Consider the following 22,022-nt stretch of genomic DNA (forward strand, 5'->3'; position numbering starts at 1 on the left):
CCTTTGTAACTTCAACCACTTGCGCTTCAGATCTCTCATCAGCGGGAGGCGAATTCTACAGCGTTACACGCTGCTGTCAACACCTCTTTTTCAACTCCCTTTCGGCTTCGATGAACTGAAGCGACCCACTGTCGAAAACTGCGTAACTCGTTGTTTACCAAGGAGTTTTCCGTTTCGACTGCGCCGGAAGTGGGGCGAATTATAGGCTTCTAAAATTCGCCGTCAACCACTAATTACGCCTTTTTGGCAGAAGTGACCTTTTTAGCCATTAAACGCGGGATTCGACGAGCTAACGGCGGTAGCCGCAGCACTAAAAGCAGCGCACCTATAGTTGCATAGACCGCCCACTCCTTCAGGTCGGCGCGCACAATCCATAGCATATGCAGCAATCCAAGCACGAGAATCAAATAAGCCAGGCGATGCAGATTCTTCCAGAGAGCCCCCAAACGTCGCTGACTGTATCGATTGGAAGTGCACGCCAACGCCAGCAAACACAAAAAACCCAACGTCCCGACAATGATGTACGGACGCTTGCGCAGCTCCACCCCAAGCTGCGACCAATCAAAACCAAGGATAAATGCCAGATAGGCGCTCAAGTGCAGCACTACATAAGCGAAACACCACAACCCCAGTTGCCGCCGGACCGCAATCCACCCCGCCCAACCAATGAGCTTCTGCAGTGGCGTCATGCTTAATGTAATAAGCAACAGAACAAGTGTTCCCAACCCCAATCGATCAACCAGCACCTTGCCCGGGTCCGGCCCAAGTACATCCGCCCAGGCCTGGTACAACCACAACAGCGGCCACACCATCGTTGCAACAAAAACGGCCACACGCCAAAGCGGATATCGCATCAGTAGTTCTTCCGCAGATCGAGCCCTGTATATAGAGAAGCGACTTCATCCGCGTAACCATTGAACATTTGCGTGTCACGCACATTCGGCTTGAACAGGCCGCTCGGCAAGCGCCGTTCCCGGGCCTGAGTCCAGCGCGGATGGTCTACCGTCGGATTCACATTGGCGTAGAAGCCGTACTCGTCCGAAGCAATACTCTGCCAGGTGGTTTTTGGCTGCTCACTCACCAAACTGATCCGCACGATCGACTTGATGCTTTTAAAGCCGTACTTCCAGGGCACCACCAGACGCAGTGGTGCCCCGTTCTGATTCGGTAACTCACGCCCATACATACCCACCGCAAGAATCGCCAATGGATTCATCGCTTCGTCAAGACGCAGCCCTTCTATATAAGGCCAATCGATCAAGGCGAAACCGGAGCGCTGTCCCGGCATGCTTTTGGGATCCTGCAGGGTTTCGAAGCGGATGAATCTGGCTTTCGAGGTCGGCTCGACCTCCTTGAGCAAAGCCGAGAGAGGAAAACCTATCCAGGGAATGACCATCGACCACGCCTCCACACAACGAAGTCGGTAGATGCGCTCCTCCAGCTGGTAAGGCTTCATGAAGTCTTCCAGCGCATATCGCCCTGGTTTACCCACTTCTCCGTCCACGACTACGGTCCATGGCTCGGTCTTCAGCGCACCGGCATTAGCAGCTGGATCGCCCTTGTCGGTGCCGAACTCATAGAAGTTGTTGTAGTGGGTAGCATCCTTGAACGGGGTGATCGCCTCGTCTTTGACGTTGACCGCTCCCCATCGGGTAGCCGGAAGTTTTTCACTGAACCACGAAGGCGCCTTGCCCGGTTCAACATCCGGATAACGCGCTGCATCGCCAGCGCTGGCCCATTGCGGCAGGCTGCCCAGAGCAAAGCCGGCAACCGTGGCGCCAAGCACTTTGCGTCGAGACAGATAGAGGGATTCAGGCGTGACGTCCGACTCGTGGCAGTCGGACGCTTTGGAGACTTTGATCAGCATGGTTACTCCGCAGCTTTGGAGGACAGATGCACCCATAGACTGCGGAGTATGAGGGAAATTACGCGCTCTTGTTACGGCGAAGACGTAACAGGTATTGAACCGGGCCGGAGGCCGCATAGGCGAGAAACACCAGCAGCAGGATGCGCGGAGGGTCACTGAACACCACCGCGAACACCAGTACCACAGCGAGAATCGCCACGAAAGGCACTCTCCCCTTCAGGTCCAGCTCCTTGAAGCTGTTGTATTTGATGTTGCTGACCATCAGCATGCCGGCCGCCGCAACCATCAGCGCAACCAGGAAGGACATCTTCGAGCCCTGAATGCCGTAATCGCTGAACGCCCAGACGATACCCGCAACAACACCCGCCGCCGCCGGGCTGGCCAGACCGATAAAGTAGCGCTTGTCCGCCGTTCCGACTTGCGTATTGAAACGCGCAAGACGTAACGCCGCACCCGCGACATAAATGAAGGCAACCATCCAGCCAACCTTGCCCATATCGCCCAGCGCCCAACCGAAAGCCAGCAATGCCGGCGCAACACCAAAGGCAACCATGTCCGACAGTGAGTCGTACTCAGCACCAAAGGCGCTCTGGGTATTGGTCATGCGGGCAACGCGACCATCAAGGCCATCGAGCACCATTGCGACGAAGATCGCGATGGCCGCAAACGCAAAATACTTGCTCGCATTGACTGAGTCACCTGCACTCAGGGCCGCCTGGGCGCTCATCGAGTTGATGATGGAATAGAACCCTGCGAACAAGTTCGCAGTGGTGAACAGATTCGGCAGAAGATAGATACCACGATGCCGGACTTTACGACCTTCAGCGTCATGGCCCTCCTCGACATGTTCATCGATGGGCAGCAGGCTTTCGGCGTCAGAAGCCTGGTTTGGCTCTTCGGGGCGTTCGCTCATGGAGATTACCTTGCAACGGGGTGGAAAGTTTGGACAGGTGTCTGGGACGACGGTTCGGCCACAAACGATGCAGCTTTATACCAGAACCGGCCTCCCAAACGAAAAAACGCGGCCTAAGCCGCGTTTTTCGTACAAGCGCGTGACTTAGTTTTTAGCTTTGTCGACGATCTTGTTGGCACCGATCCACGGCATCATGGAGCGCAGTTGCTCGCCGATGATTTCGATACCGTGAGCGGCGTTGTTACGACGCTTGGCGGTCATCGAAGGATAGCCGGTAGCGCCTTCGCTGATGAACATCTTGGCGTATTCGCCGTCCTGAATACGTTTCAGTGCGTTGCGCATGGCCTGACGGGATTCGGCGTTGATGACTTCAGGGCCGGTCACGTACTCGCCGTATTCGGCGTTGTTAGAGATCGAGTAGTTCATGTTGGCGATGCCGCCTTCGTACATGAGGTCAACGATCAGCTTCAGTTCGTGCAAGCACTCGAAGTAGGCCATTTCCGGCGCGTAGCCAGCTTCAACCAGGGTTTCGAAACCGGCCTTGACCAGTTCAACGGTACCGCCGCACAGAACGGCTTGCTCGCCAAACAGGTCGGTTTCGGTCTCGTCCTTGAAGGTGGTTTCGATGATGCCGGTACGACCGCCACCAACGCCAGCAGCGTAGGACAGTGCAACGTTCTTGGCGTTGCCCGAGGCGTCCTGGTAGATAGCGATCAGGTCAGGGATACCGCCGCCCTTCACGAACTCGGAACGTACGGTGTGGCCTGGAGCCTTCGGCGCGATCATGATCACGTCGAGGTCAGCGCGCGGCACAACCTGGTTGTAGTGGATCGCGAAGCCGTGGGAGAAGGCCAGGGTGGCGCCTTTCTTGATGTTCGGCTCGATTTCGTTCTTGTACAGGGAGGACTGGAACTCGTCCGGGGTCAGGATCATGACCAGGTCGGCAGCCGCGACAGCGGAAGCAACGTCGGTCACTTTCAGGCCGTGGGCTTCAGCCTTGGCAACGGTAGCCGAACCTTTACGCAGGCCAACGGTAACGTCAACGCCGGAGTCTTTCAGGTTGCACGCTTGAGCGTGACCTTGGGAACCGTAACCGATGATGGCAACTTTCTTGCCCTGGATGATCGACAGGTCGCAGTCTTTATCGTAGAAAACTTTCATGAATTTCCCCTATATCAGGCCGTTCAGGCCGTTCGCTAATTTGGTTTAGATGCTGAGTACTTTGTCGCCGCGGGCAATGCCGGTCACGCCACTACGGACGGTTTCCAGAATCGATGCGGTGCCGATGGACTGAATGAAGCTGTCGAGCTTGTCGCTGGTACCGGTCAGTTGAACGGTATACACGCTGGCGCTGACATCGACGATCTGTCCACGGTAAATATCGGTAGTGCGCTTGATCTCGGCGCGCTGGGCGCCGGTGGCCTTGACCTTGACCAGCATCAGTTCGCGCTCGATGTGAGCACTCTCCGACAGGTCGACCAGTTTTACCACTTCGATCAGCTTGTTCAGGTTCTTGGTGATCTGCTCGATGACTTCATCGTGACCAACGGTGGTCAGCGTCAGACGCGACAGGGTCGGGTCTTCGGTTGGGGCCACGGTCAGGCTTTCGATGTTGTAGTTGCGCTGCGAGAACAGGCCAACCACACGAGACAGAGCGCCGGGTTCGTTTTCCAGAAGCAAGGAAATAATGTGCCGCATGATTAGGTACGCTCCGTCTTGCTCAGCCACATATCGCGCATGGAGCCGTCTTTGATCTGCATCGGGTAGACGTGCTCGCTGGTATCGACCGAAATATCGATCACCACCAGGCGATCTTTCATGGCGAACGCTTCTTCCATCTTCGACTTCAAATCTTTCGAATCGGTGATGCGCACACCAACGTGACCATAAGCCTCCGCCAGCTTGACGAAATCAGGCAGCGATTCCATGTAGGAATGAGAGTGACGGCTGCCGTAGCTCATGTCCTGCCACTGGCGAACCATGCCCAACACACCGTTGTTCAGGATGACGATTTTTACCGGCAAACCGTATTGCAGGCAGGTCGACAGTTCCTGAATGTTCATCTGGATGCTGCCCTCGCCGGTGACACAAACGACGTCGTCATCCGGGAAGCTCAACTTGATGCCCATGGCCGCCGGGAAACCGAAGCCCATGGTGCCCAGGCCACCGGAGTTGATCCAACGGTTCGGCTTGTTGAACGTGTAGTACTGCGCCGCGAACATCTGATGCTGACCCACATCGGAAGCGACAAAGGCATCGCCCTTGGTCACTTCGCACAGGGTTTCGATCACGGCCTGCGGCTTGATAACGCTGCCGTCACCCTTGTCATAAGGGAACAGGCCGCGATCACCGCGCCACTCATCAACCTGTTTCCACCAACTGGCAACGGACTCCTTGTTCGGGGTCTCGCCGATTTCCTTGAGGATCGCGACCATTTCGGTCAGGACACTCTCGACCGGACCAACGATAGGCACGTCGGCCTTGATGGTCTTGGAGATCGAAGCCGGGTCGATGTCGATGTGAATGATCTTGGCGTTCGGGCAGAACTTCGATGCGCCGTTGATCACGCGATCGTCGAAACGCGCGCCGACAGCGAGGATCACATCGGCATGGTGCATCGCCAGGTTGGCGGTGTAGCTGCCGTGCATGCCGAGCATGCCGATGAACTGACGATCGGTGCCAGGGAAACCACCGAGGCCCATCAGGGTATTGGTCACTGGCAGGTTGAGCATCTTGGCCAGTTCGGTCAGTGGTGCGGAACCACCGCCGAGGATCACGCCGCCGCCCGAGTACAACACTGGGCGCTTGGCCGCCAGGAGCATTTCTGCCGCCTTGCGGATTTGACCGGAGTGACCGCGAACAGCCGGGCTGTAGGAACGCAGCTTGGCTTTTTTCGGGAAGACGTATTCGAACTTCTCGGCCGGGTTGGTCATGTCTTTCGGGATATCGACAACGACTGGACCAGGACGACCGGATTGCGCCAGGTAGAAGGCTTTCTTCATGACTTCCGGGATTTCCGACGCGTGCTTGATCATGAAGCTGTGTTTCACGATCGGCCGGGAGATACCGATCATGTCGGTTTCCTGGAATGCGTCGGTGCCAACCATGGTGCTTGGCACCTGGCCGGAAATGACCACCATCGGAATGGAGTCCATGTACGCCGTGGCAATACCGGTAATGGCGTTTGTCGCGCCCGGACCGGAAGTCACCAGTACCACACCGGCCTTACCGGTGGCACGGGCGTAGCCGTCAGCCATATGGGTAGCCGCTTGCTCGTGACGAACCAGGATGTGGGTCACTTCCGGTTCTTTGAACAGGGCATCGTAAACATGAAGAAGAGCACCACCCGGGTACCCGTAGATATATTTGACGCCTTCGTCGCGCAAAAAGCGGACGAGCATCTCACCGCCAGATAAAAGCTCCACGTTGCTCACCTCTAAAACGCCAGAATACCGCCCACGAAAAATGAGACGGGTCTTAATAGGTTTACTTCTCAGCAGAGCATGAGCGACGGTGGTCGCCGACTACGTCAGCACTGACTGAGCAAGTATTGGGATCGTCCCAAGTGTTGCGGGGCTTTCCCACCCAGCGCGAGGTAACGCGTTGCGGGTGTAACAGGTCGACGCGGATATGCGCCTCATGATCTGCTGAGAGGGTCTGCTTCTGGCAGTCCCTGTACAGCGGACTTTGGATTCTTCTGTTTCGCCCCTCGCAAGTCAAGTCGTCTATGAGCTTTATTCTAGTAAGCGCATGAGAACGCAAGAAAAAACCTGTAAATCAGCCGTGTGTTAGCTTCGATTGCGCAAGTTTTGGCAAAAAATTGGCACGCGCATGCGCTTACCCTGCAATGGCCGACAAAATAGAGAGAGATTGTGAACAACTGCCAGCGGACGCTGGCAGCTTCTGGCTCAGCGAGACGCTGTGATCAACTGATCAAACTGTTTGAGCAATACCTGCAACTGCCGATCCTTGCCCTGTACATTGCGTCCGGCAAAGACCATTTCAGCCATTTCCTGAATACCCGACGCATTGGGTAGCGGCAAGTTCTGCTCAAGGATCATCTTCATGCGTGGCAGGAAGATCCATTGCAGCCATTGCTCGAAATCCAGTGTATCGACAGAAAACGGCTCGACACTGGAAAGCGCTTCGGCAGATGGCGAGACATCATCCCACCATCCTTGCACCCGCAACTCGCGCTCGATTAACAGCAGTTGATCGGCGATTTTCAGAAAGCGTGCATCCATCACAGCGTTACCTTGGCCTTCTGGCGCGCCAACGACGCGCCTTGGGAGTCACCCTGTTTTTCACGCGCCTGGGCAATCAGTTCCCACAGGTTGGCCTGAAGGGCTGGCCGACCATTGGCCAAGGTCAGCCCTCGGCGAGCGAACTGCTCGGCCTGGGCGGCATCGCCTTGAGCCATCCGCACCTGCGCCAGACGGTAAAGCACCTGCGGTTCACGCGGGGCAACGCGCTGGGCGCGCTCGAGGCTGGAGGAGGCACCGTTGAGATCACCGCCCGCCTGTTGCTGTTGAGCGGTGGTCAGCAAAGCCAGTACCGGGCCATCCAATTGCTCGTCGGCAGACAATCCGCCCGAACTGGCCGACGGAATCCCGCTTGGCGACGACGGCATGCTGTAGCTGCCCTGATTGATCGGCGCCGACTGGACCGGCGACGTATCAATCGGCCCCGGTGTGATCGGACCCGGAGTAATCGGCGTGGTGCTGATCGGCGTTGAAGTCGTTGCAGCACCTGGCACCATTACCACGACGCCGCTGTCCCCTTGCGGAATCGCCTGGGTCTGCGACTGACCTTGTACAGGGCGTTTGACGGTCGTCTGGCGGAATCCGCCATTGGCCGAGATCCGCTCACTGTTGGACACGGCGGTGCCGGAATCCACGACCGGAATCGAGCCACGTTGTACGGTGGAGCAACCGCTGAGCAAAGCCACGGCGGCAACCGCTGGAATCAACCACTTGTTCACTTGAAACCCTCTTTGCTTAATTCATCCAGCCCTTGACCCAATCCATCACCGACTCAGCAGGGCTTTCACCACCGCAAGCGGCGCCGGGAGGCGGTTCGCTGCCGCGAATATACGGCATCTGCACGGCACCTGGGCAACCGGCGTCAGAACCCTGCCCGGTTCTCGAATCCACCCAGGCCTGAACGATATTATCCGGCTGCGGCATGTCCAGCGGCAACGGATCGGCCTTGCGCATGAAACTGGTCCAAACCTGCAGGGCCCCGGTGGCGCCGGTGAATGGCGTCTTGCCGTTGTCATCGCGACCCAGCCAAACCACCGCCAGCAAGTCCTGACTGAAACCGGCAAACCAACTGTCCCGCGAATCGTTACTGGTACCGGTTTTACCCGCCAGGGTCAGGGTCCTTGGCAACACGTTGTAAACCGAACTGCCGGTACCTTCGCGCATCACCCGCTGCATGGCGCTCTGGATCAGGTAAATGGAGGCTGGATCGAATCGCTGCTGAATCTGGAATGGATAACGCTTGAGCGGCTCGCCCTCGGCCGTCAGCACGCTGCGAATCCCTCGCATCGGCGTATTGAAGCCGCCGTTGGCGAGGGTCTGGTACATGGTCGCCACTTCGATGGGCGTCATGCCGCCAGCCCCGAGCAACATCGACGGGAAAGCCGGGAATTCACGAGACACACCCAGGCGCTCCACCGTCTTCAGGACGTTCGGCACACCCACTGCCAAACCGAGCCGCGCGGTCGACAGGTTGTAGGAATGCGCCAGGCCTTGATAGAGGAAGACGGTCCCGTGAGAACGACGATCATAGTTCTGCGGTTTCCAGACCTGGCCGTCGGCGCCCTTGACCGAGAAGGATTCGTCCGAAAGCCAACTGGTCAATGTGTACTGGCTTGGCTTCTCCAACGCCGTCAGATAAACCGCCGGCTTGATCAACGAACCGATCGGTCGCACAGCGTCCAGCGCCCGGTTGAACCCGGCAAAACTGGCCTGGCGACTGCCGATCATTGCCTGCACTTCGCCGGTCTCAGGATTGGTCACGACCATAGCCGCTTCGACTTCATCGGAACCCTTGCGCCCCGCCAGGCGCTTGAAGGTATCGTTGACCGAGGCTTCAGCTTTCATCTGCAGGATCGGGTCGAAGCTGGTGAAGATACGCAGACCTTCTTCGGTCAAGTCTTCGTCGCGATAGTCTTCGCGCAACTGACGCTTGACCAGATCGAGAAAGCCGGGGAACGAGCTGTCGGCCAGACTGCCGCGTTTGGTCACGCCCAGTGGCATTTTCTTCGCGGCTTCAACCTGCTCGGCAGTCGCAACGCCCTGCTCTTGCAGCACATCGAGTACCAGGTTGCGCCGCTCAAGGGCACGCTCAGGATAACGACGCGGGTTATAGGAAGAAGGTCCCTTGACCATGCCCACCAGCAGTGCGACCTGGTGCAGCTTGAGCTCGGCCAGCGGCTGACTGAAGAAGAACTGGCTGGCCAGGCCGAAACCGTGCACCGCGCGCTGACCGTCCTGCCCGATAAACACTTCGTTGAGGTATGCCTCAAGGATTTCGCGCTTGTCGTAATGCAGTTCAAGCAGCAGCGCCATCATCGCTTCGGTGAGCTTGCGGTTCAGGCTGCGCTCGTTGGTCAGGTAGAAGTTCTTGACCAACTGCTGAGTCAGGGTACTGCCGCCCTGACGCATGCGGCCGGACGAACCGTTGACCCAGATTGCACGGGCGATCGACTTCGGCGAAACACCAAAGTGATGATAAAAATCGCGGTCCTCGACAGCCACCAGCGTTTCCAGCAAGTACGGCGGCACCTGATCGATCTTGATCAGGATCCGGTCTTCGAGGTTTTTCGGGTACAGACCGCCGATCAGCAGCGGCTCCAGGCGCACCACCGACAGTTTCGAGCCTTTTGCTCCCGACAACTCGGCCACGTAATCGCCAGAGAAGCGCACCCGCACCGGTTGCGCTTGCTCCATGCCTTCATAGAACTGGAAGCCACGGGTGTTCAGATCAACGGTATTGCCGTTGACCGACGCCGCACCCGGACCATTGGCCACGCTTTCACGGCGATAGCCCAGGGCATCGAGTTCGGTCAGGAAATCGTCCCTGCTCAGCTTTTGTCCGACGAACAGTTCGAGCGGGCGCGCGTAAACCTTGGCCGGAATGGTCCAGCGCTTGCCGGAGAACTTCTCCTGGACGATCGCATCAAGGTAAACGGCGAATCCGGCCAGCACTACCAGGCCGACCAGACTGAGTTTAATGGCCCAGCCCAACCAAGGGCGCAGGCCTCTGGAGGGTGGTTTTTTTGGGGTACGGGGAGTTCGGGTACGAGTCATGGCGGCGGATTATACGCACTTTATTCATACTCAACAGGAGCGCTCCGAGGTTTGCGTCGAGCGGACTTGCGGCCATAATGACGGCCTTGAATTTCCCAGACTCTGAAGGATCGCCTGTGAGCCAGTCCCTGATCGCTGCCCTGCAAAACCCTGCCCTCTACCCGCATCCTGTAGAGGGATTCCAGGTCATCGAGACCCATATTTCCTGGGTACTGCTCACCGGCCCCTATGCCTATAAAGTGAAGAAGCCGGTCAATTTCGGTTTTCTCGACTTCACCAGCCTTGAGGCGCGCGAACACTTTTGCGCTGAAGAACTGCGCCTGAACCAGCGCCTGACCGACGACTTGTACCTCGAAGTACTGCCCGTCACCGGCAGCGCCGAGGCTCCACAACTGGGTGGCGAAGGCCCGGCCATCGAATATGTACTGAAGATGCGCCAGTTCCCGCAAACCGGTTTGCTCAGCACCCTTCAAGCCAATGGCGAACTGACCACCGCACACATCGACGAGATGGCCGAGCAAATCGCCCGCTTCCACCTCAGCGCACCGAAAGTGCTGGCCGGGCACGAAGCCGGCACACCGGACAGCGTCATGGCCCCGGTGCGGCAAAACTTCGAACAGATCCGTCCGTTCCTCAGCGACAAAGCCGACTTGCTGCAACTCGATGCCCTGCAAGCCTGGGCCGAAAGCAGCTTCGAACGCCTTAAACCACTGCTCACCCAGCGCAAGGCCGAAGGTTTCATTCGTGAATGCCACGGTGATATCCACCTGGGCAACGCAACCGTGATCGACGGCAAGGTCGTGATCTTCGACTGCATCGAATTCAACGAACCCTTTCGCTTCACCGACGTTTATGCCGATACCGGCTTCCTGGCCATGGACCTGGAAGATCGCGGCCTGAAGTGCCTGGCCCGCCGCTTCATCAGCCAGTACCTGGAGCTGACCGGTGACTATCGCGGCCTCGAACTGCTGAACTTCTATAAAGCCTACCGCGCACTGGTTCGCGCCAAGGTTGCCCTGTTCAGCATGCCGGCCGAAGCCACGGCGGTGCAGCGCGCCACAACCCTGCGCCAATACCGCAACTACGCCAACCTGGCGGAAAGCTACAGCACCATTCCTTCGCGCTTCATGGCCATTACCCATGGCGTTTCCGCCGTTGGCAAGAGCCATGTCGCCATGCGTCTGGTCGAAGCCCTGGGGGCGATTCGCCTGCGCTCCGATGTCGAGCGCAAGCGTCTGTTCGGCGAGCAAACCGTCGAAAATGACGTACAGTCCGGTATCTATAGCGCCGACGCCAGCGCGGCGACCTATACCCGCCTGCACGAAATCGCCGACGTCATTCTGCGCGCGGGCTTCCCGGTGGTGGTCGACGCCACTTACCTCAAGCATGATCAGCGTGACAGTGCCGCGAAGGTGGCCGAGGCCACGGGCGCACCCTTCCTGATCCTCGATTGCAATGCGCCACAAGCCGTCATCGAAAGCTGGCTGGCCGCGCGCCAAGCAGACAAAAAGGACCCATCCGACGCCACCCTGGCTGTTATCGCAGCCCAACAAGCCAGCCGTGAAGCGCTGACACCCGCGGAAATCCTCTGCAGCAAGCGCGTCCAGACCAATGAAAGCGGAACGCTCGATACAGTTGTGGAGCAAATTCGCCAGCGCCTGCCAGGCCTGTAAAAAACTATTTCAGTCGTGAAGCCGCGCTGGCTTCACGGCCGTTAAATAGCGGCACTATACTGGCGTCATAAAACCATCAGGTGATGCGACATGAGCCAGCCGAAACTTCTCGACACTCCGCTTTATGCCCTGCTGCACAAAGACGACATCAGAGGCTTCAACAGTGAACGCCCCAAGGATGGCCACATCGACATGGTGGGTGGAGACTTCCGGGGGCTGGACCTACGCGAACTGAATGCCGATGGTGTGGATTTCAGCGACGCCTACTTCCGTTCCGCCGACTTGCGCGGCATCGATTTTCGCAAGGCGAACCTTGAAGGCGCGAGCCTGGCCCACGCGCAAATCTCCGGCACGTACTTTCCAGTGGAACTCAGTGCCGACGAAATACTGATGTCGATGAACTTCGGCACGCGCTTGCGCTATCGCACCCGCTGATCAACAACACTGACTGACAGGTCCAGCGCCCCTTGCGCTGGACAACGGTGATGTTCACCCATAATTCCCTGCTCTCCCCCGTCTCTTCCTCCCGCGTTCGCAGACTTTTCACACGCTGCCAATACTCGTTTCTTAGAAGCATTTGCGTCGTAATCGAGCAAACAATCACGCTTTTCCTGCTGATGGCTACACTCCTCAGAAGATTGCCCACGCTCTCCATTCGGCCATCGCAAGGAGGCTTGATGAATGATGAACTGCAACACCTGAAGAATCTTGGCAAGACGTCAGCGCAATGGCTGCATGCCGTGGGCATCCATAGCGCTTCGGACTTGCGTCGCCTCGGGGCGGTGGATGCTTATCGGGCCGTGCGCACGCGCGGTTTCCGGGCGTCCAAGGTGTTGTTGTACGCAATTGAAGGCGCCCTGATGGACGTTCACTGGAATGACATTCCCGCAGAGCGCAAGGAAGCGCTGAACAAACAACTGGAAGCCATCTCTTCACGCCACAAAAACTGATCCGACAAATAACGCTGAAGCTTTTCAACCTGAAACCCAATGAATACTGGGCCCTCAGGCGAAATTTCGACAAATCGCAAAGAAACCGGAAAACAGCGGTTGACTTGGTAATGAGAATCGATATGATTATCACAACTGGTCGCGAGACTGGTCGATATTCTGAAAAGCCCTTGGTTCGGACTCTCAGATTATCTCCTCATCAGGCTAATCACGGTTATTTGACCCGGCTCTTGCCGGGTCTTTTTTTACCTGTGGAAAAGTACTGTCAGGATGCTCCATGCCGATCACGCTGACGCGGTGGCCAGGCGCATAAACAGCTTTCTTTGAAGGTTTCCCGGGCATCGAATGATCAGGCCAAGTATCCTCGACGACAGGCACTTGCCCCCGGCGGGCAAGACGGCCAATTGAAAGCATTTAACCGTGAAGCTTGGACATATCCGGTCACGAGCGACGGGACCGAGGATAGACATGAAGTTGCTTTGCGCAGGTGCCGAGTTGGTCAATGACAGCAGCCGCGGTTTCGACATCGATGGCCAAAAGCTTTTTGCGGTGCGCCGCAGCGGCCAGGTCTACGTCTACATCAATCGCTGCCCGCACCGGGGCGTCGCCCTGGAGTGGCATCCCGACCAGTTTCTCGACCCCAGCAACAGCCTGATCCAGTGCGCCACCCATGGCGCACTGTTCCTGATCGAAGACGGGGAGTGCGTCGCCGGTCCTTGCGCGGGGCAATCCTTGAGCGGCGTGACCTGTCGCGAGGATGAACAAGGGATCTGGGTCAGCCTCTAGCCAGCAGGCAACACATCCAGGCGCCGATCGACAACCATTTCTTCATGGCTCAACCGCACACCGTAAGCCAATACCTCGACCCCACAGGCGATAGCCTCACGCAAGGCCTGTGCATAAGCCGCATCGATTTCCTGCGCCGGGCGCACAGCCTCGATGTCGGCCAGGCAAACACAGTACAACTGCACCGCACGAATACCGTCCCTGGCCAAGTGGGCCAGCTCCCGCAGATGCTTGGCGCCACGCTGGGTGACCGTATCGGGAAACGCCGCCACCGCCGTACCGTCGAAGCCCAGGGTCACGCTTTTGACTTCGACGTAGGCCGGCCCATCGGGATAATCAAGGCGGAAATCGATACGACTGTTTTCCTGACCATAAGCCACTTCGCGCTTGAGTCCGGTAAAGCCGTTCAGCTCCGTGATGATGCCCGCTCGTAGCGCCTCTTCAACCAAACCATTGGCCCGGGCAGTGTTCACGCAAAACAGCCGCCCTTGCGGGGTTTCACCGATCTCCCAGGTGCCAGGCAACTTGCGTTTCGGGTCGTTGGAGCGGCTGAACCAGACCTGTCCGCCCTCGACCTGACAATTGAGCATCGAGCCGGTGTTCGGGCAGTGAATGGTCAGCAACTCGCCACCAACGGTTTCGATATCGGCGAGAAAACGCTTGTAGCGACGAATCAGGCGACCTTCTTCGAGGGGAGGATGAAATCGCATCAGCCTTGCCAGCTCCGCAACCCACGGGCAATGCGCTCGACCGCCTCCTGCAAACGCTCAAGACTTTGCGTATAAGCGAACCGCACATGATGCCCGGCCTGATAGCGCCCGAAATCCAGCCCCGGGGTGAATGCCACATGCTCGGTTTCGAGAAAATGCTTACAAAACGCGAAGGCATCGCCGCCGAACTTGCTGATATCGGCGTACAAGTAGAAAGCACCCTCCGGCTCCACGGCAATGCCGAAGCCCAATTCACGCAAGGCCGGCAGCAGGTAATCCCGACGCAGGCCGAATTCGGCGCGACGCTCCTCGAGAATGCTGATGGTTGCCGGTTCGAAACAGGCCAGCGCGGCGTACTGAGCCATGCTTGGAGCACTGATGTAGAGATTCTGGGCGAGTTTCTCCAGCTCACCGACGGCCGCGTCGGGAGCCACCAGCCAGCCGAGCCGCCACCCGGTCATCCCGAAGTACTTCGAAAAGCTGTTCAGAACGAATGCACTGTCGTCGACTTCCAGCACGCTGGCCGCATCGGTGCCGTAGGTCAGGCCGTGATAAATCTCGTCGACCACCAGATGACCATGGCGCTCCTTGATCGCGACAGACAGCTTCGCCAGCTCGTCGCGGGTCAGGATCGTGCCGGTCGGATTGGCTGGCGACGCCACCAATGCACCGACACTGTCGTGATCCCAATGACGCTCGATCAGGCCAGGCGTCAATTGATAACGCACATCCGGACCGACCGGGACCAGCTGTGCCGCGCCTTCGACGAGCCGCAAGAAGTGCCGGTTACATGGATAGCCCGGGTCCGCCAGCAGCCAGTGCTTACCGGGATCGACCAGCAAAGCGCTGGCCAGCAGCAAGGCGCCGGAGCCGCCGGGCGTGATGAGGATGCGCCGCGGGTCGATATTCAAGCCATAACGCTGCTGATAAAAGCCCGAAATAGCCTCGCGCAGTTCCGGAATGCCGCGCGCGGCGGTGTAACGGGTCCGCCCTGCCGCCAGCGCAGCCTGGCCAGCCTGGATGATCGGCTCGGCGGTGGTGAAGTCCGGCTCGCCGATTTCCAGGTGGATCACATCGTGCCCGGCGGCCTGCAATTCATTGGCCCGCGCCAACAGCGCCATGACATGGAAAGGTTCGATTGCACGACTGCGGGCACTGTAGGACTGAGCCATTGGCCTTCCTTCAACGGAAAAAGAACCGATTCTACCCAAGCGCAGGAACGAGCGAGAACCTAAAGCGGTCAGAGGCCTTATAACCCCGAACACAAACGACTCAAGCGCGTAACCGAGGTTTGACTAAAATCAATAATTGAGCAGAGTTCCAGAGCCGCCAGACAACGGTTTGTCATCATTTGCAAGGACCATGTGCCGCGAGCTCGACATCCGGGAGTAGCGCGGCCCGAGTTGATCTGGTAAGTTCGCCCGCTTGCAGCCGCGGGGCCGGCAGGTGTCGGTGATGGAGCAATCCTGCGCAGATGGATTACAAGAGTAGAGGCGGTCTATTTCATGTCCACCCAAGCAAAGCAGCAAAACCAGACGATCAGCGGCTTCGAGCCCTATGTTCAGAAAGCCGGCGAAGAGTACATGGGCGAGCCCATGCGCAAGCACTTCACCAAGGTCCTGAATCAGTGGAAAAAAGAGCTGATGGAAGGTGTCGACAAGACCGTGGACCACATGAAGGACGAAGCGGCCAACTTTCCTGATCCGGCAGACCGTGCCAGCCAGGAAGAGGAATTCGCCCTCGAACTGCGTGCCCGCGATCGTGAACGCAAGTTGATCAAGAAGATCGACAAGACACTTCAATTGATCGAAGACGAAGAGTACGGCTGGTGTGAATCCTGCGGCATCGAGATCGGCGTCAAGCGCCTCGAAGCGCGTCCTACCGCCGACCTGTGCATCGACTGCAAGACCCTGGCGGAAATCAAGGAAAAGCAAGTCGGCAAGTAATTGCGACTTGAATGAAGAACGGAGCGTGCGAACGCTCCGTTTTTGTTTCTGATATTTGCTGATGCCTGTTGCGATTAAAATCGCCATCACTGTAGGAGCGAGCTTGCTCGCGATGAACCTGAGAACGCCGCGGGGTAACAGCCTTCCAGTGTTATCGTTGACGGCAATCGCGAACAAGCTCGCTCCTACAGGAATCTGACGACAACCTGAAATAAGTAACCTTGCCCTGATGACCGCCATCACCTCCCCCACCTACATCGGGCGCTTCGCCCCCACCCCCAGCGGCCATCTGCACTTCGGCTCGCTGGTCGCCGCACTGGCTTCCTACCTTGACGCACGCTCGGTCGGCGGACGCTGGCTGATGCGCATGGAAGACCTTGATCCGCCCCGCGAGGAACCCGGCGCCCAGGCAGCCATTCTCAAGGCACTGGAAAGCTACGGCTTCGAGTGGGATGGCGACCTGGTTCGCCAAAGCGATCGGCACGGTGCTTACGCCGAGGTGCTCGATCGCCTGTTCAATCACGGCCTGGCCTACGCCTGCACCTGCTCGCGCAAACAGCTGGAGCCGTATCACGGTATTTATCCGGGACTGTGCCGCAATGCTGGCCATGGCGCTGATGATGCGGCCATCCGCCTGCGCGTTCCGGAGCTGGAGTACCACTTCATCGACCGGGTGCAAGGCGATTACCGTCAGCATCTGGGCCGGGAAGTCGGCGATTTTGTGATCCGCCGCCGCGACGGCCTCTATGCCTATCAATTGGCTGTGGTTCTGGACGATGCCTGGCAAGGCGTCACCGATATCGTTCGGGGAGCCGACCTGCTGGACTCCACACCCCGCCAGCTCTACCTGCAAGAACTGCTCGGCCTGCCGCAGCCGCGTTATCTGCATATCCCGCTGATTACTCAGCCAGATGGCAATAAACTCGGTAAATCCTACCGTTCGCCGCCATTGACCGAAGATCAGGCAACGCCACTGCTGCTGCGGGCGCTACGGGCGCTGGGACAGAATCCGGGAACCGAACTGACGTACGCCACGCCACAGGAAGTACTGAATTGGGGCATTACCCACTGGGATGCCTCGCTGATCCCGCGCACACTGAGCCTGCCTGAGGCACAGCTATGGTGATGGCACTTGCAGTGGCGCGCCCATCCGTTACCATCGCCGCACGTTTTCGGGCACGCGCATAAAAAAGAGAGGCCGGGATGTACATCTATCGCTTGGTCCTGCTTTTGGTAGTGGGGATTTACCTGTTTTCCCCTGCCATCATGGATTGGTGGATCGACGCCACTGGCGCCTGGTATCGCCCTTATCTGCTCTGGCTGATTCTGATCGTCGTGACCTTCATCCTGCAGAGCCAAAAAGATGCCGATGAGCTTTAGCCTGACCCAGATGATCCTGATCAGCGCCGCGTACCTGGCGGTGCTGTTCGGTGTGGCCTGGATCAGTGAACGGGGCATGATTCCCCGCGCGATCATTCGCCACCCGCTCACCTACACCCTATCGCTGGGCGTGTACGCCAGTGCCTGGGCGTTTTACGGCACAGTGGGCCTGGCCTATCAGTACGGCTACGGCTTTCTGTCCAGCTACCTGGGCGTCTCCGGGGCATTTTTGCTGGCGCCGGTGTTGCTCTACCCGATCCTGAAGATCACCCGCACTTATCAACTGTCGTCGCTGGCGGACCTGTTTGCCTTCCGCTTCCGCAGCACCTGGGCCGGTGCGCTGACCACGATTTTCATGCTGATCGGTGTGTTGCCGCTTCTCGCGCTGCAGATTCAGGCGGTGGCCGACTCCATCGGCATCCTCACCCGCGAACCGGTGCAGCACCGCGTGGCCCTGAGCTTCTGCGCATTGATCACGCTGTTCACGATTTTCTTCGGCTCCCGCCACATCGCCACCCGCGAGAAGCATGAAGGCCTGGTGTTCGCGATTGCGTTCGAATCGGTAATCAAGTTGATCGCCCTCGGCGGTGTCGGGCTGTATGCGCTGTACGGCGTGTTCGACGGCCCGCAACAGCTTGAGCTATGGCTGCTGCAAAACCAGACCGCCCTCGCGGCCCTGCATACGCCTTTGCAGGAAGGCCCGTGGCGTACGCTGTTGTTGGTGTTCTTCGCCTCAGCGATCGTGATGCCGCACATGTATCACATGACCTTTACCGAGAACCTCAACCCGCGCTCGCTGGTCAGTGCGAGTTGGGGCTTGCCGCTGTTCCTGCTGCTGATGAGCCTGGCGGTACCGCTGATTCTCTGGGCCGGCCTGAAATTGGGCGCCACCACCAATCCGGAATACTTCACCCTGGGCATCGGCATCGCCGCCAACAGCAAGGCTTTGGCGTTGCTGGCCTATGTCGGCGGGCTGTCCGCCGCCAGCGGCCTGATTATCGTCACCACGCTGGCGCTGTCCGGGATGGCCTTGAACCACCTGGTACTGCCGCTTTATCAGCCACCGGCAGAAGGCAACATCTACCGCTGGCTGAAGTGGACCCGTCGGGCGCTGATTGTCGCGATCATCATGGCCGGCTACGGCTTCTACCTGATGCTCGGTGCCGAGCAGGACCTGGCCAACCTCGGCATTGTCGCGTTCGTCGCCACGTTGCAGTTCCTGCCGGGCGTGCTCTCTGTCCTGTATTGGCCGACCGCCAACCGTCGCGGCTTCATCGCCGGCTTGCTGGCAGGGATTCTGGTGTGGCTGGTGACCATGCTGCTGCCGCTGGTTGGCAACCTTCAAGGCTTCTACATTCCGCTGCTGAACATGATCTACGTACTGGACGATACCAGTTGGCACATGGCGGCGATTGCCTCGCTGGCGGCCAACGTATTGATGTTCACCCTGATCTCGCTGTTCACCAATGCCAGCACCGAAGAAGCCAGCGCCGCCGAAGCCTGTGCCGTGGATAACGTGCGCCGCCCGCAGCGTCGGGAACTGCACGCCGCTTCGCCCCAGGAGTTCGCCACACAGCTGGCAAAACCCTTGGGCGCCAAGGCTGCGCAGAAAGAAGTCGAGCAAGCGCTGCGCGATCTCTACCTGCCTTTCGATGAACGCCGGCCATACGCCCTGCGCCGCCTGCGTGACCGCATCGAGGCCAACCTCTCCGGCCTGATGGGGCCGAGCGTGGCCCAGGACATGGTCGAGACCTTCCTGCCGTACAAGGCTGGCGGCGAAAACTACGTCACTGAAGACATCCACTTCATCGAAAGCCGTCTAGAGGATTACCACTCGCGCCTGACCGGCCTGGCCGCCGAACTCGACGCCCTGCGCCGCTATCACCGCCAGACCTTGCAGGAATTGCCGATGGGTGTGTGCTCACTGGCCAAGGATCAGGAAATCCTCATGTGGAACAAGGCCATGGAGGAGTTGACCGGCATCGCTGCGCAGCGCGTGGTCGGCTCGCGCCTGAGCACCATTGCCGATCCATGGAAAGAACTGCTGCAAGGCTTCATCAACCTGCCGGACGAGCATCTGCACAAACAGCACCTGGCTCTCGACGGCCAGACCCGCTGGCTGAACCTGCACAAAGCGGCCATCGACGAACCCCTCGCCCCAGGCAACAGCGGCCTGGTTCTGCTGGTGGAGGACTTGACCGAAACCCAGATGCTCGAAGACAAACTGGTGCACTCCGAGCGCCTGGCCAGCATCGGTCGCCTGGCGGCCGGCGTGGCCCATGAAATTGGCAACCCGATCACCGGCATCGCGTGTCTGGCGCAGAACTTGCGCGAAGAACGCGAAGAAGACGGCGAACTGAAGGAAATCAGCGGCCAGATCCTCGAGCAGACCAAACGCGTGTCACGCATCGTCCAGTCGCTGATGAGCTTTGCCCATGCCGGCAGCCACCAGCACAGCGACGAGCCCGTCTGTCTGGCTGAAGTGGCTCAGGATGCCATCGGCCTGCTGGCCCTGAACCGACGCAATTTCGAAGTGCAGTTCTACAACCTGTGCGACCCCGAACACTGGGTCGAAGGCGACCCGCAACGGCTGGCCCAGGTATTGATCAACCTGCTTTCAAACGCCCGTGACGCCTCGCCTCCCGGCAGTGCGGTACGGGTCAAGAGCGAAGCCGGCGAACACACGGTCGATCTGATCGTGGAGGACGAAGGCAGCGGTATTCCGTCGAGCATCATGGACCGATTGTTCGAACCTTTCTTCACCACCAAGGATCCTGGCGAAGGCACCGGTCTGGGCCTTGCACTGGTCTATTCCATCGTTGAAGAGCATTATGGACAAATCACCATCGACAGCCCGGCTGATGTTCAAAGCCAACGCGGCACCCGAATCAGGGTTACCTTGCCGCGTCATGTCGAAGCGACGTCCGCTGTGAACTGAGACCGTCGAGAGTATCGAATCAATGCCGCACATTTTGATCGTCGAAGACGAAACCATTATCCGCTCCGCCTTGCGCCGCCTGCTGGAACGTAACCAGTACCAGGTCAGCGAAGCCGGTTCAGTGCAGGAAGCACAAGAACGCTTCACCATTCCCTCGTTCGACCTGATCGTCAGTGACCTGCGTCTGCCGGGCGCGCCTGGCACTGAGCTGATCAAGCTCGCCCAGGGCACGCCGGTGCTGATCATGACCAGCTACGCCAGCCTGCGCTCGGCGGTCGACTCGATGAAAATGGGCGCGGTTGATTACATTGCCAAGCCTTTCGACCACGACGAAATGCTGCAAGCCGCCGCGCGAATCCTGCGTGACCGGCAAACGGCACAAGCCGGCGGTGAACCGGTAGCCGGCAAAGCCACCAACGGTGCGGCGAAACCCGGTGTCGACAACAGCAACGGTGAAATCGGCATTATCGGTTCGTGCCCGCCAATGCAGGACCTGTACGGCAAGATCCGCAAAGTCGCGCCGACCGACTCCAACGTTCTGATCCAGGGCGAATCGGGTACCGGTAAAGAACTGGTGGCGCGCGCCCTGCACAACCTGTCCAGACGTGCCAAGGCACCAATGATTTCGGTGAACTGCGCGGCCATCCCGGAAAGCCTGATCGAGTCCGAACTGTTCGGCCACGAAAAAGGCGCATTCACCGGCGCCAGCGCCGGGCGCGCCGGCTTGGTGGAAGCGGCGGACGGCGGCACCTTGTTCCTCGACGAAATCGGCGAACTGCCACTGGAAGCCCAGGCTCGTCTGCTGCGCGTATTGCAGGAAGGCGAAATTCGTCGTGTGGGCTCGGTACAGTCGCAAAAAGTCGATGTGCGTCTGATCGCCGCGACTCACCGCGACCTCAAGAGCCTGGCGAAGATCGGTCAGTTCCGCGAAGACTTGTATTACCGTCTCCACGTTATCGCGCTGAAGCTGCCAGCCCTGCGCGAACGCGGTGCGGACGTCAACGAAATCGCCAATGCGTTCCTGGCGCGGCAAAGTGCGCGAATCAACCGAACCGACCTGAAGTTCGCTGCGGATGCCGAGCAAGCCATTCGTCACTATTCCTGGCCGGGCAACGTTCGTGAACTGGAAAACGCTGTCGAGCGCGCCGTTATCCTGTGCGAAAGCCCGGAAATTTCCGCCGAGCTGCTGGGCATCGACATCGAACTGGGCGACTTGGAAGACGACGAGTTCATTGGCCTGCCCCCACAACAGGGCAACGGCAACACCAGTAACAACAATCACGAGCCGACCGAAGACCTCTCCCTGGAAGACTACTTCCAGCATTTCGTCCTCGAGCATCAGGACCACATGACCGAAACCGAGCTGGCCCGCAAACTCGGGGTCAGCCGCAAATGCCTGTGGGAGCGCCGTCAGCGCCTGGGCATCCCGCGGCGCAAGACCGGGGTGGCCAGCGAAAGCTGAACCACACCTGTCTCATGTGCGGGTAACACGTGACTTTGTGAAAAAACTGTTACCTCAGTTTTTTCACGTAACAGAAGCCGG

General features: G+C 58.7%; 20 protein-coding genes. 9 read left to right on the forward strand and 11 right to left on the reverse strand.

The window, feature by feature from the left end; translation table 11 throughout:
- Positions 1–233: 233 nt before the first annotated feature.
- The 9 genes from msrQ to mrcB all read right to left on the reverse strand — a co-directional run bounded on the left by msrQ (position 234) and on the right by mrcB (position 10,096).
- Positions 234–854, reverse strand: coding sequence for a protein-methionine-sulfoxide reductase heme-binding subunit MsrQ (msrQ, locus tag B0D71_RS20665; protein WP_103396403.1), 621 nt, complete (start codon positions 852–854; stop codon positions 234–236).
- Positions 854–1,867: a protein-methionine-sulfoxide reductase catalytic subunit MsrP gene (gene msrP / locus B0D71_RS20670; protein ID WP_103396404.1), complete on the reverse strand. Its 1,014-nt coding sequence runs from the start codon at positions 1,865–1,867 to the stop codon at positions 854–856. Before msrP ends, msrQ begins: the two co-directional genes overlap by 1 nt.
- 58 nt (positions 1,868–1,925) lie before the next feature.
- Complete coding sequence (gene pssA, locus B0D71_RS20675; RefSeq protein WP_103396405.1) at positions 1,926–2,780, reverse strand: CDP-diacylglycerol--serine O-phosphatidyltransferase; 855 nt, start codon at positions 2,778–2,780, stop codon at positions 1,926–1,928.
- A gap of 144 nt (positions 2,781–2,924) precedes the next feature.
- On the reverse strand, positions 2,925–3,941 hold the full coding sequence (gene ilvC / locus B0D71_RS20680; protein WP_003228216.1) for a ketol-acid reductoisomerase: 1,017 nt from the start codon (positions 3,939–3,941) through the stop codon (positions 2,925–2,927).
- Between the two features lie 45 nt (positions 3,942–3,986).
- Entirely contained in the window at positions 3,987–4,478 is a 492-nt protein-coding gene (gene ilvN / locus B0D71_RS20685) for an acetolactate synthase small subunit (RefSeq protein WP_003176102.1), read from the reverse strand.
- Positions 4,479–4,480: 2 nt separating this feature from the next.
- On the reverse strand, positions 4,481–6,205 hold the full coding sequence (locus B0D71_RS20690; protein WP_103396591.1) for an acetolactate synthase 3 large subunit: 1,725 nt from the start codon (positions 6,203–6,205) through the stop codon (positions 4,481–4,483).
- Between the two features lie 483 nt (positions 6,206–6,688).
- Positions 6,689–7,024 (reverse strand): YqcC family protein, encoded by a 336-nt coding sequence (locus B0D71_RS20695; protein WP_103396406.1) that lies wholly within the window; start codon positions 7,022–7,024, stop codon positions 6,689–6,691.
- Positions 7,024–7,761, reverse strand: coding sequence for a hypothetical protein (locus B0D71_RS20700; protein WP_103396407.1), 738 nt, complete (start codon positions 7,759–7,761; stop codon positions 7,024–7,026). The genes B0D71_RS20695 and B0D71_RS20700 overlap by 1 nt, the downstream gene beginning before the upstream one ends.
- 16 nt (positions 7,762–7,777) lie before the next feature.
- Complete coding sequence (gene mrcB / locus B0D71_RS20705; protein WP_103396408.1) at positions 7,778–10,096, reverse strand: penicillin-binding protein 1B; 2,319 nt, start codon at positions 10,094–10,096, stop codon at positions 7,778–7,780.
- Between the two features lie 116 nt (positions 10,097–10,212).
- On the opposite strand from mrcB, the gene B0D71_RS20710 reads away from it, so the two are divergent.
- The 4 genes from B0D71_RS20710 (at position 10,213) to B0D71_RS20725 (ending at position 13,505) form a co-directional block, all read left to right on the forward strand.
- Positions 10,213–11,769, forward strand: coding sequence for a bifunctional aminoglycoside phosphotransferase/ATP-binding protein (locus B0D71_RS20710; protein WP_103396409.1), 1,557 nt, complete (start codon positions 10,213–10,215; stop codon positions 11,767–11,769).
- A gap of 90 nt (positions 11,770–11,859) precedes the next feature.
- On the forward strand, positions 11,860–12,204 hold the full coding sequence (locus B0D71_RS20715) for a pentapeptide repeat-containing protein (RefSeq protein WP_103396410.1): 345 nt from the start codon (positions 11,860–11,862) through the stop codon (positions 12,202–12,204).
- 242 nt (positions 12,205–12,446) lie between these two features.
- Positions 12,447–12,719, forward strand: coding sequence for a TfoX/Sxy family protein (locus B0D71_RS20720; RefSeq protein ID WP_007971093.1), 273 nt, complete (start codon positions 12,447–12,449; stop codon positions 12,717–12,719).
- A 468-nt stretch (positions 12,720–13,187) separates the two neighbouring features.
- Positions 13,188–13,505 carry a Rieske (2Fe-2S) protein gene (locus B0D71_RS20725; RefSeq protein WP_103396411.1) on the forward strand — a complete coding sequence of 106 codons (318 nt, stop codon included), beginning with the start codon at positions 13,188–13,190 and terminating at the stop codon, positions 13,503–13,505.
- Here B0D71_RS20725 and sfsA read toward each other — a convergent pair.
- Positions 13,502–14,215 carry a DNA/RNA nuclease SfsA gene (sfsA, locus tag B0D71_RS20730; RefSeq protein ID WP_103396412.1) on the reverse strand — a complete coding sequence of 238 codons (714 nt, stop codon included), beginning with the start codon at positions 14,213–14,215 and terminating at the stop codon, positions 13,502–13,504. The genes B0D71_RS20725 and sfsA overlap by 4 nt on opposite strands.
- Complete coding sequence (locus tag B0D71_RS20735) at positions 14,215–15,387, reverse strand: pyridoxal phosphate-dependent aminotransferase (protein WP_103396413.1); 1,173 nt, start codon at positions 15,385–15,387, stop codon at positions 14,215–14,217. Before B0D71_RS20735 ends, sfsA begins: the two co-directional genes overlap by 1 nt.
- 333 nt (positions 15,388–15,720) lie before the next feature.
- On the opposite strand from B0D71_RS20735, the gene dksA reads away from it, so the two are divergent.
- The 5 genes from dksA to B0D71_RS20760 all read left to right on the forward strand — a co-directional run bounded on the left by dksA (position 15,721) and on the right by B0D71_RS20760 (position 21,941).
- Positions 15,721–16,161 (forward strand): RNA polymerase-binding protein DksA, encoded by a 441-nt coding sequence (dksA, locus tag B0D71_RS20740; RefSeq protein ID WP_007995322.1) that lies wholly within the window; start codon positions 15,721–15,723, stop codon positions 16,159–16,161.
- Positions 16,162–16,390: 229 nt separating this feature from the next.
- The gene (gene gluQRS, locus B0D71_RS20745) at positions 16,391–17,287 is read left to right on the forward strand and encodes a tRNA glutamyl-Q(34) synthetase GluQRS (protein ID WP_103396414.1); all 897 of its coding nucleotides are present in this window, start codon (positions 16,391–16,393) and stop codon (positions 17,285–17,287) included.
- Positions 17,288–17,364: 77 nt separating this feature from the next.
- Positions 17,365–17,541: a hypothetical protein gene (locus B0D71_RS20750; protein ID WP_003176118.1), complete on the forward strand. Its 177-nt coding sequence runs from the start codon at positions 17,365–17,367 to the stop codon at positions 17,539–17,541.
- Positions 17,525–20,479 carry a sensor histidine kinase gene (locus B0D71_RS20755; RefSeq protein ID WP_165798740.1) on the forward strand — a complete coding sequence of 985 codons (2,955 nt, stop codon included), beginning with the start codon at positions 17,525–17,527 and terminating at the stop codon, positions 20,477–20,479. Before B0D71_RS20750 ends, B0D71_RS20755 begins: the two co-directional genes overlap by 17 nt.
- 22 nt (positions 20,480–20,501) lie before the next feature.
- Positions 20,502–21,941, forward strand: coding sequence for a sigma-54-dependent transcriptional regulator (locus B0D71_RS20760; protein WP_103396416.1), 1,440 nt, complete (start codon positions 20,502–20,504; stop codon positions 21,939–21,941).
- The last annotated feature ends 81 nt before the right edge of the window (positions 21,942–22,022 follow it).

Source organism: Pseudomonas laurylsulfativorans (assembly GCF_002906155.1).
Taxonomy (GTDB): domain Bacteria; phylum Pseudomonadota; class Gammaproteobacteria; order Pseudomonadales; family Pseudomonadaceae; genus Aquipseudomonas; species Aquipseudomonas laurylsulfativorans.

What these genes read in the sequence shown, in the direction of transcription:
- B0D71_RS20750 (WP_003176118.1), top strand. Translation starts at nt 17,365, where the DNA reads ATGTACATCTATCGCTTGGTCCTGCTTTTGGTAGTGGGGATTTACCTG.
- pssA (WP_103396405.1), bottom strand. Translation starts at nt 2,780, where the DNA reads ATGAGCGAACGCCCCGAAGAGCCAAACCAGGCTTCTGACGCCGAAAGC.
- dksA (WP_007995322.1), top strand. Translation starts at nt 15,721, where the DNA reads ATGTCCACCCAAGCAAAGCAGCAAAACCAGACGATCAGCGGCTTCGAG.
- gluQRS (WP_103396414.1), top strand. Translation starts at nt 16,391, where the DNA reads ATGACCGCCATCACCTCCCCCACCTACATCGGGCGCTTCGCCCCCACC.
- B0D71_RS20720 (WP_007971093.1), top strand. Translation starts at nt 12,447, where the DNA reads ATGAATGATGAACTGCAACACCTGAAGAATCTTGGCAAGACGTCAGCG.
- ilvC (WP_003228216.1), bottom strand. Translation starts at nt 3,941, where the DNA reads ATGAAAGTTTTCTACGATAAAGACTGCGACCTGTCGATCATCCAGGGC.
- B0D71_RS20755 (WP_165798740.1), top strand. Translation starts at nt 17,525, where the DNA reads ATGCCGATGAGCTTTAGCCTGACCCAGATGATCCTGATCAGCGCCGCG.
- ilvN (WP_003176102.1), bottom strand. Translation starts at nt 4,478, where the DNA reads ATGCGGCACATTATTTCCTTGCTTCTGGAAAACGAACCCGGCGCTCTG.
- msrP (WP_103396404.1), bottom strand. Translation starts at nt 1,867, where the DNA reads ATGCTGATCAAAGTCTCCAAAGCGTCCGACTGCCACGAGTCGGACGTC.
- B0D71_RS20760 (WP_103396416.1), top strand. Translation starts at nt 20,502, where the DNA reads ATGCCGCACATTTTGATCGTCGAAGACGAAACCATTATCCGCTCCGCC.
- sfsA (WP_103396412.1), bottom strand. Translation starts at nt 14,215, where the DNA reads ATGCGATTTCATCCTCCCCTCGAAGAAGGTCGCCTGATTCGTCGCTAC.
- B0D71_RS20725 (WP_103396411.1), top strand. Translation starts at nt 13,188, where the DNA reads ATGAAGTTGCTTTGCGCAGGTGCCGAGTTGGTCAATGACAGCAGCCGC.
- mrcB (WP_103396408.1), bottom strand. Translation starts at nt 10,096, where the DNA reads ATGACTCGTACCCGAACTCCCCGTACCCCAAAAAAACCACCCTCCAGA.
- B0D71_RS20735 (WP_103396413.1), bottom strand. Translation starts at nt 15,387, where the DNA reads ATGGCTCAGTCCTACAGTGCCCGCAGTCGTGCAATCGAACCTTTCCAT.
- msrQ (WP_103396403.1), bottom strand. Translation starts at nt 854, where the DNA reads ATGCGATATCCGCTTTGGCGTGTGGCCGTTTTTGTTGCAACGATGGTG.
- B0D71_RS20695 (WP_103396406.1), bottom strand. Translation starts at nt 7,024, where the DNA reads ATGGATGCACGCTTTCTGAAAATCGCCGATCAACTGCTGTTAATCGAG.
- B0D71_RS20715 (WP_103396410.1), top strand. Translation starts at nt 11,860, where the DNA reads ATGAGCCAGCCGAAACTTCTCGACACTCCGCTTTATGCCCTGCTGCAC.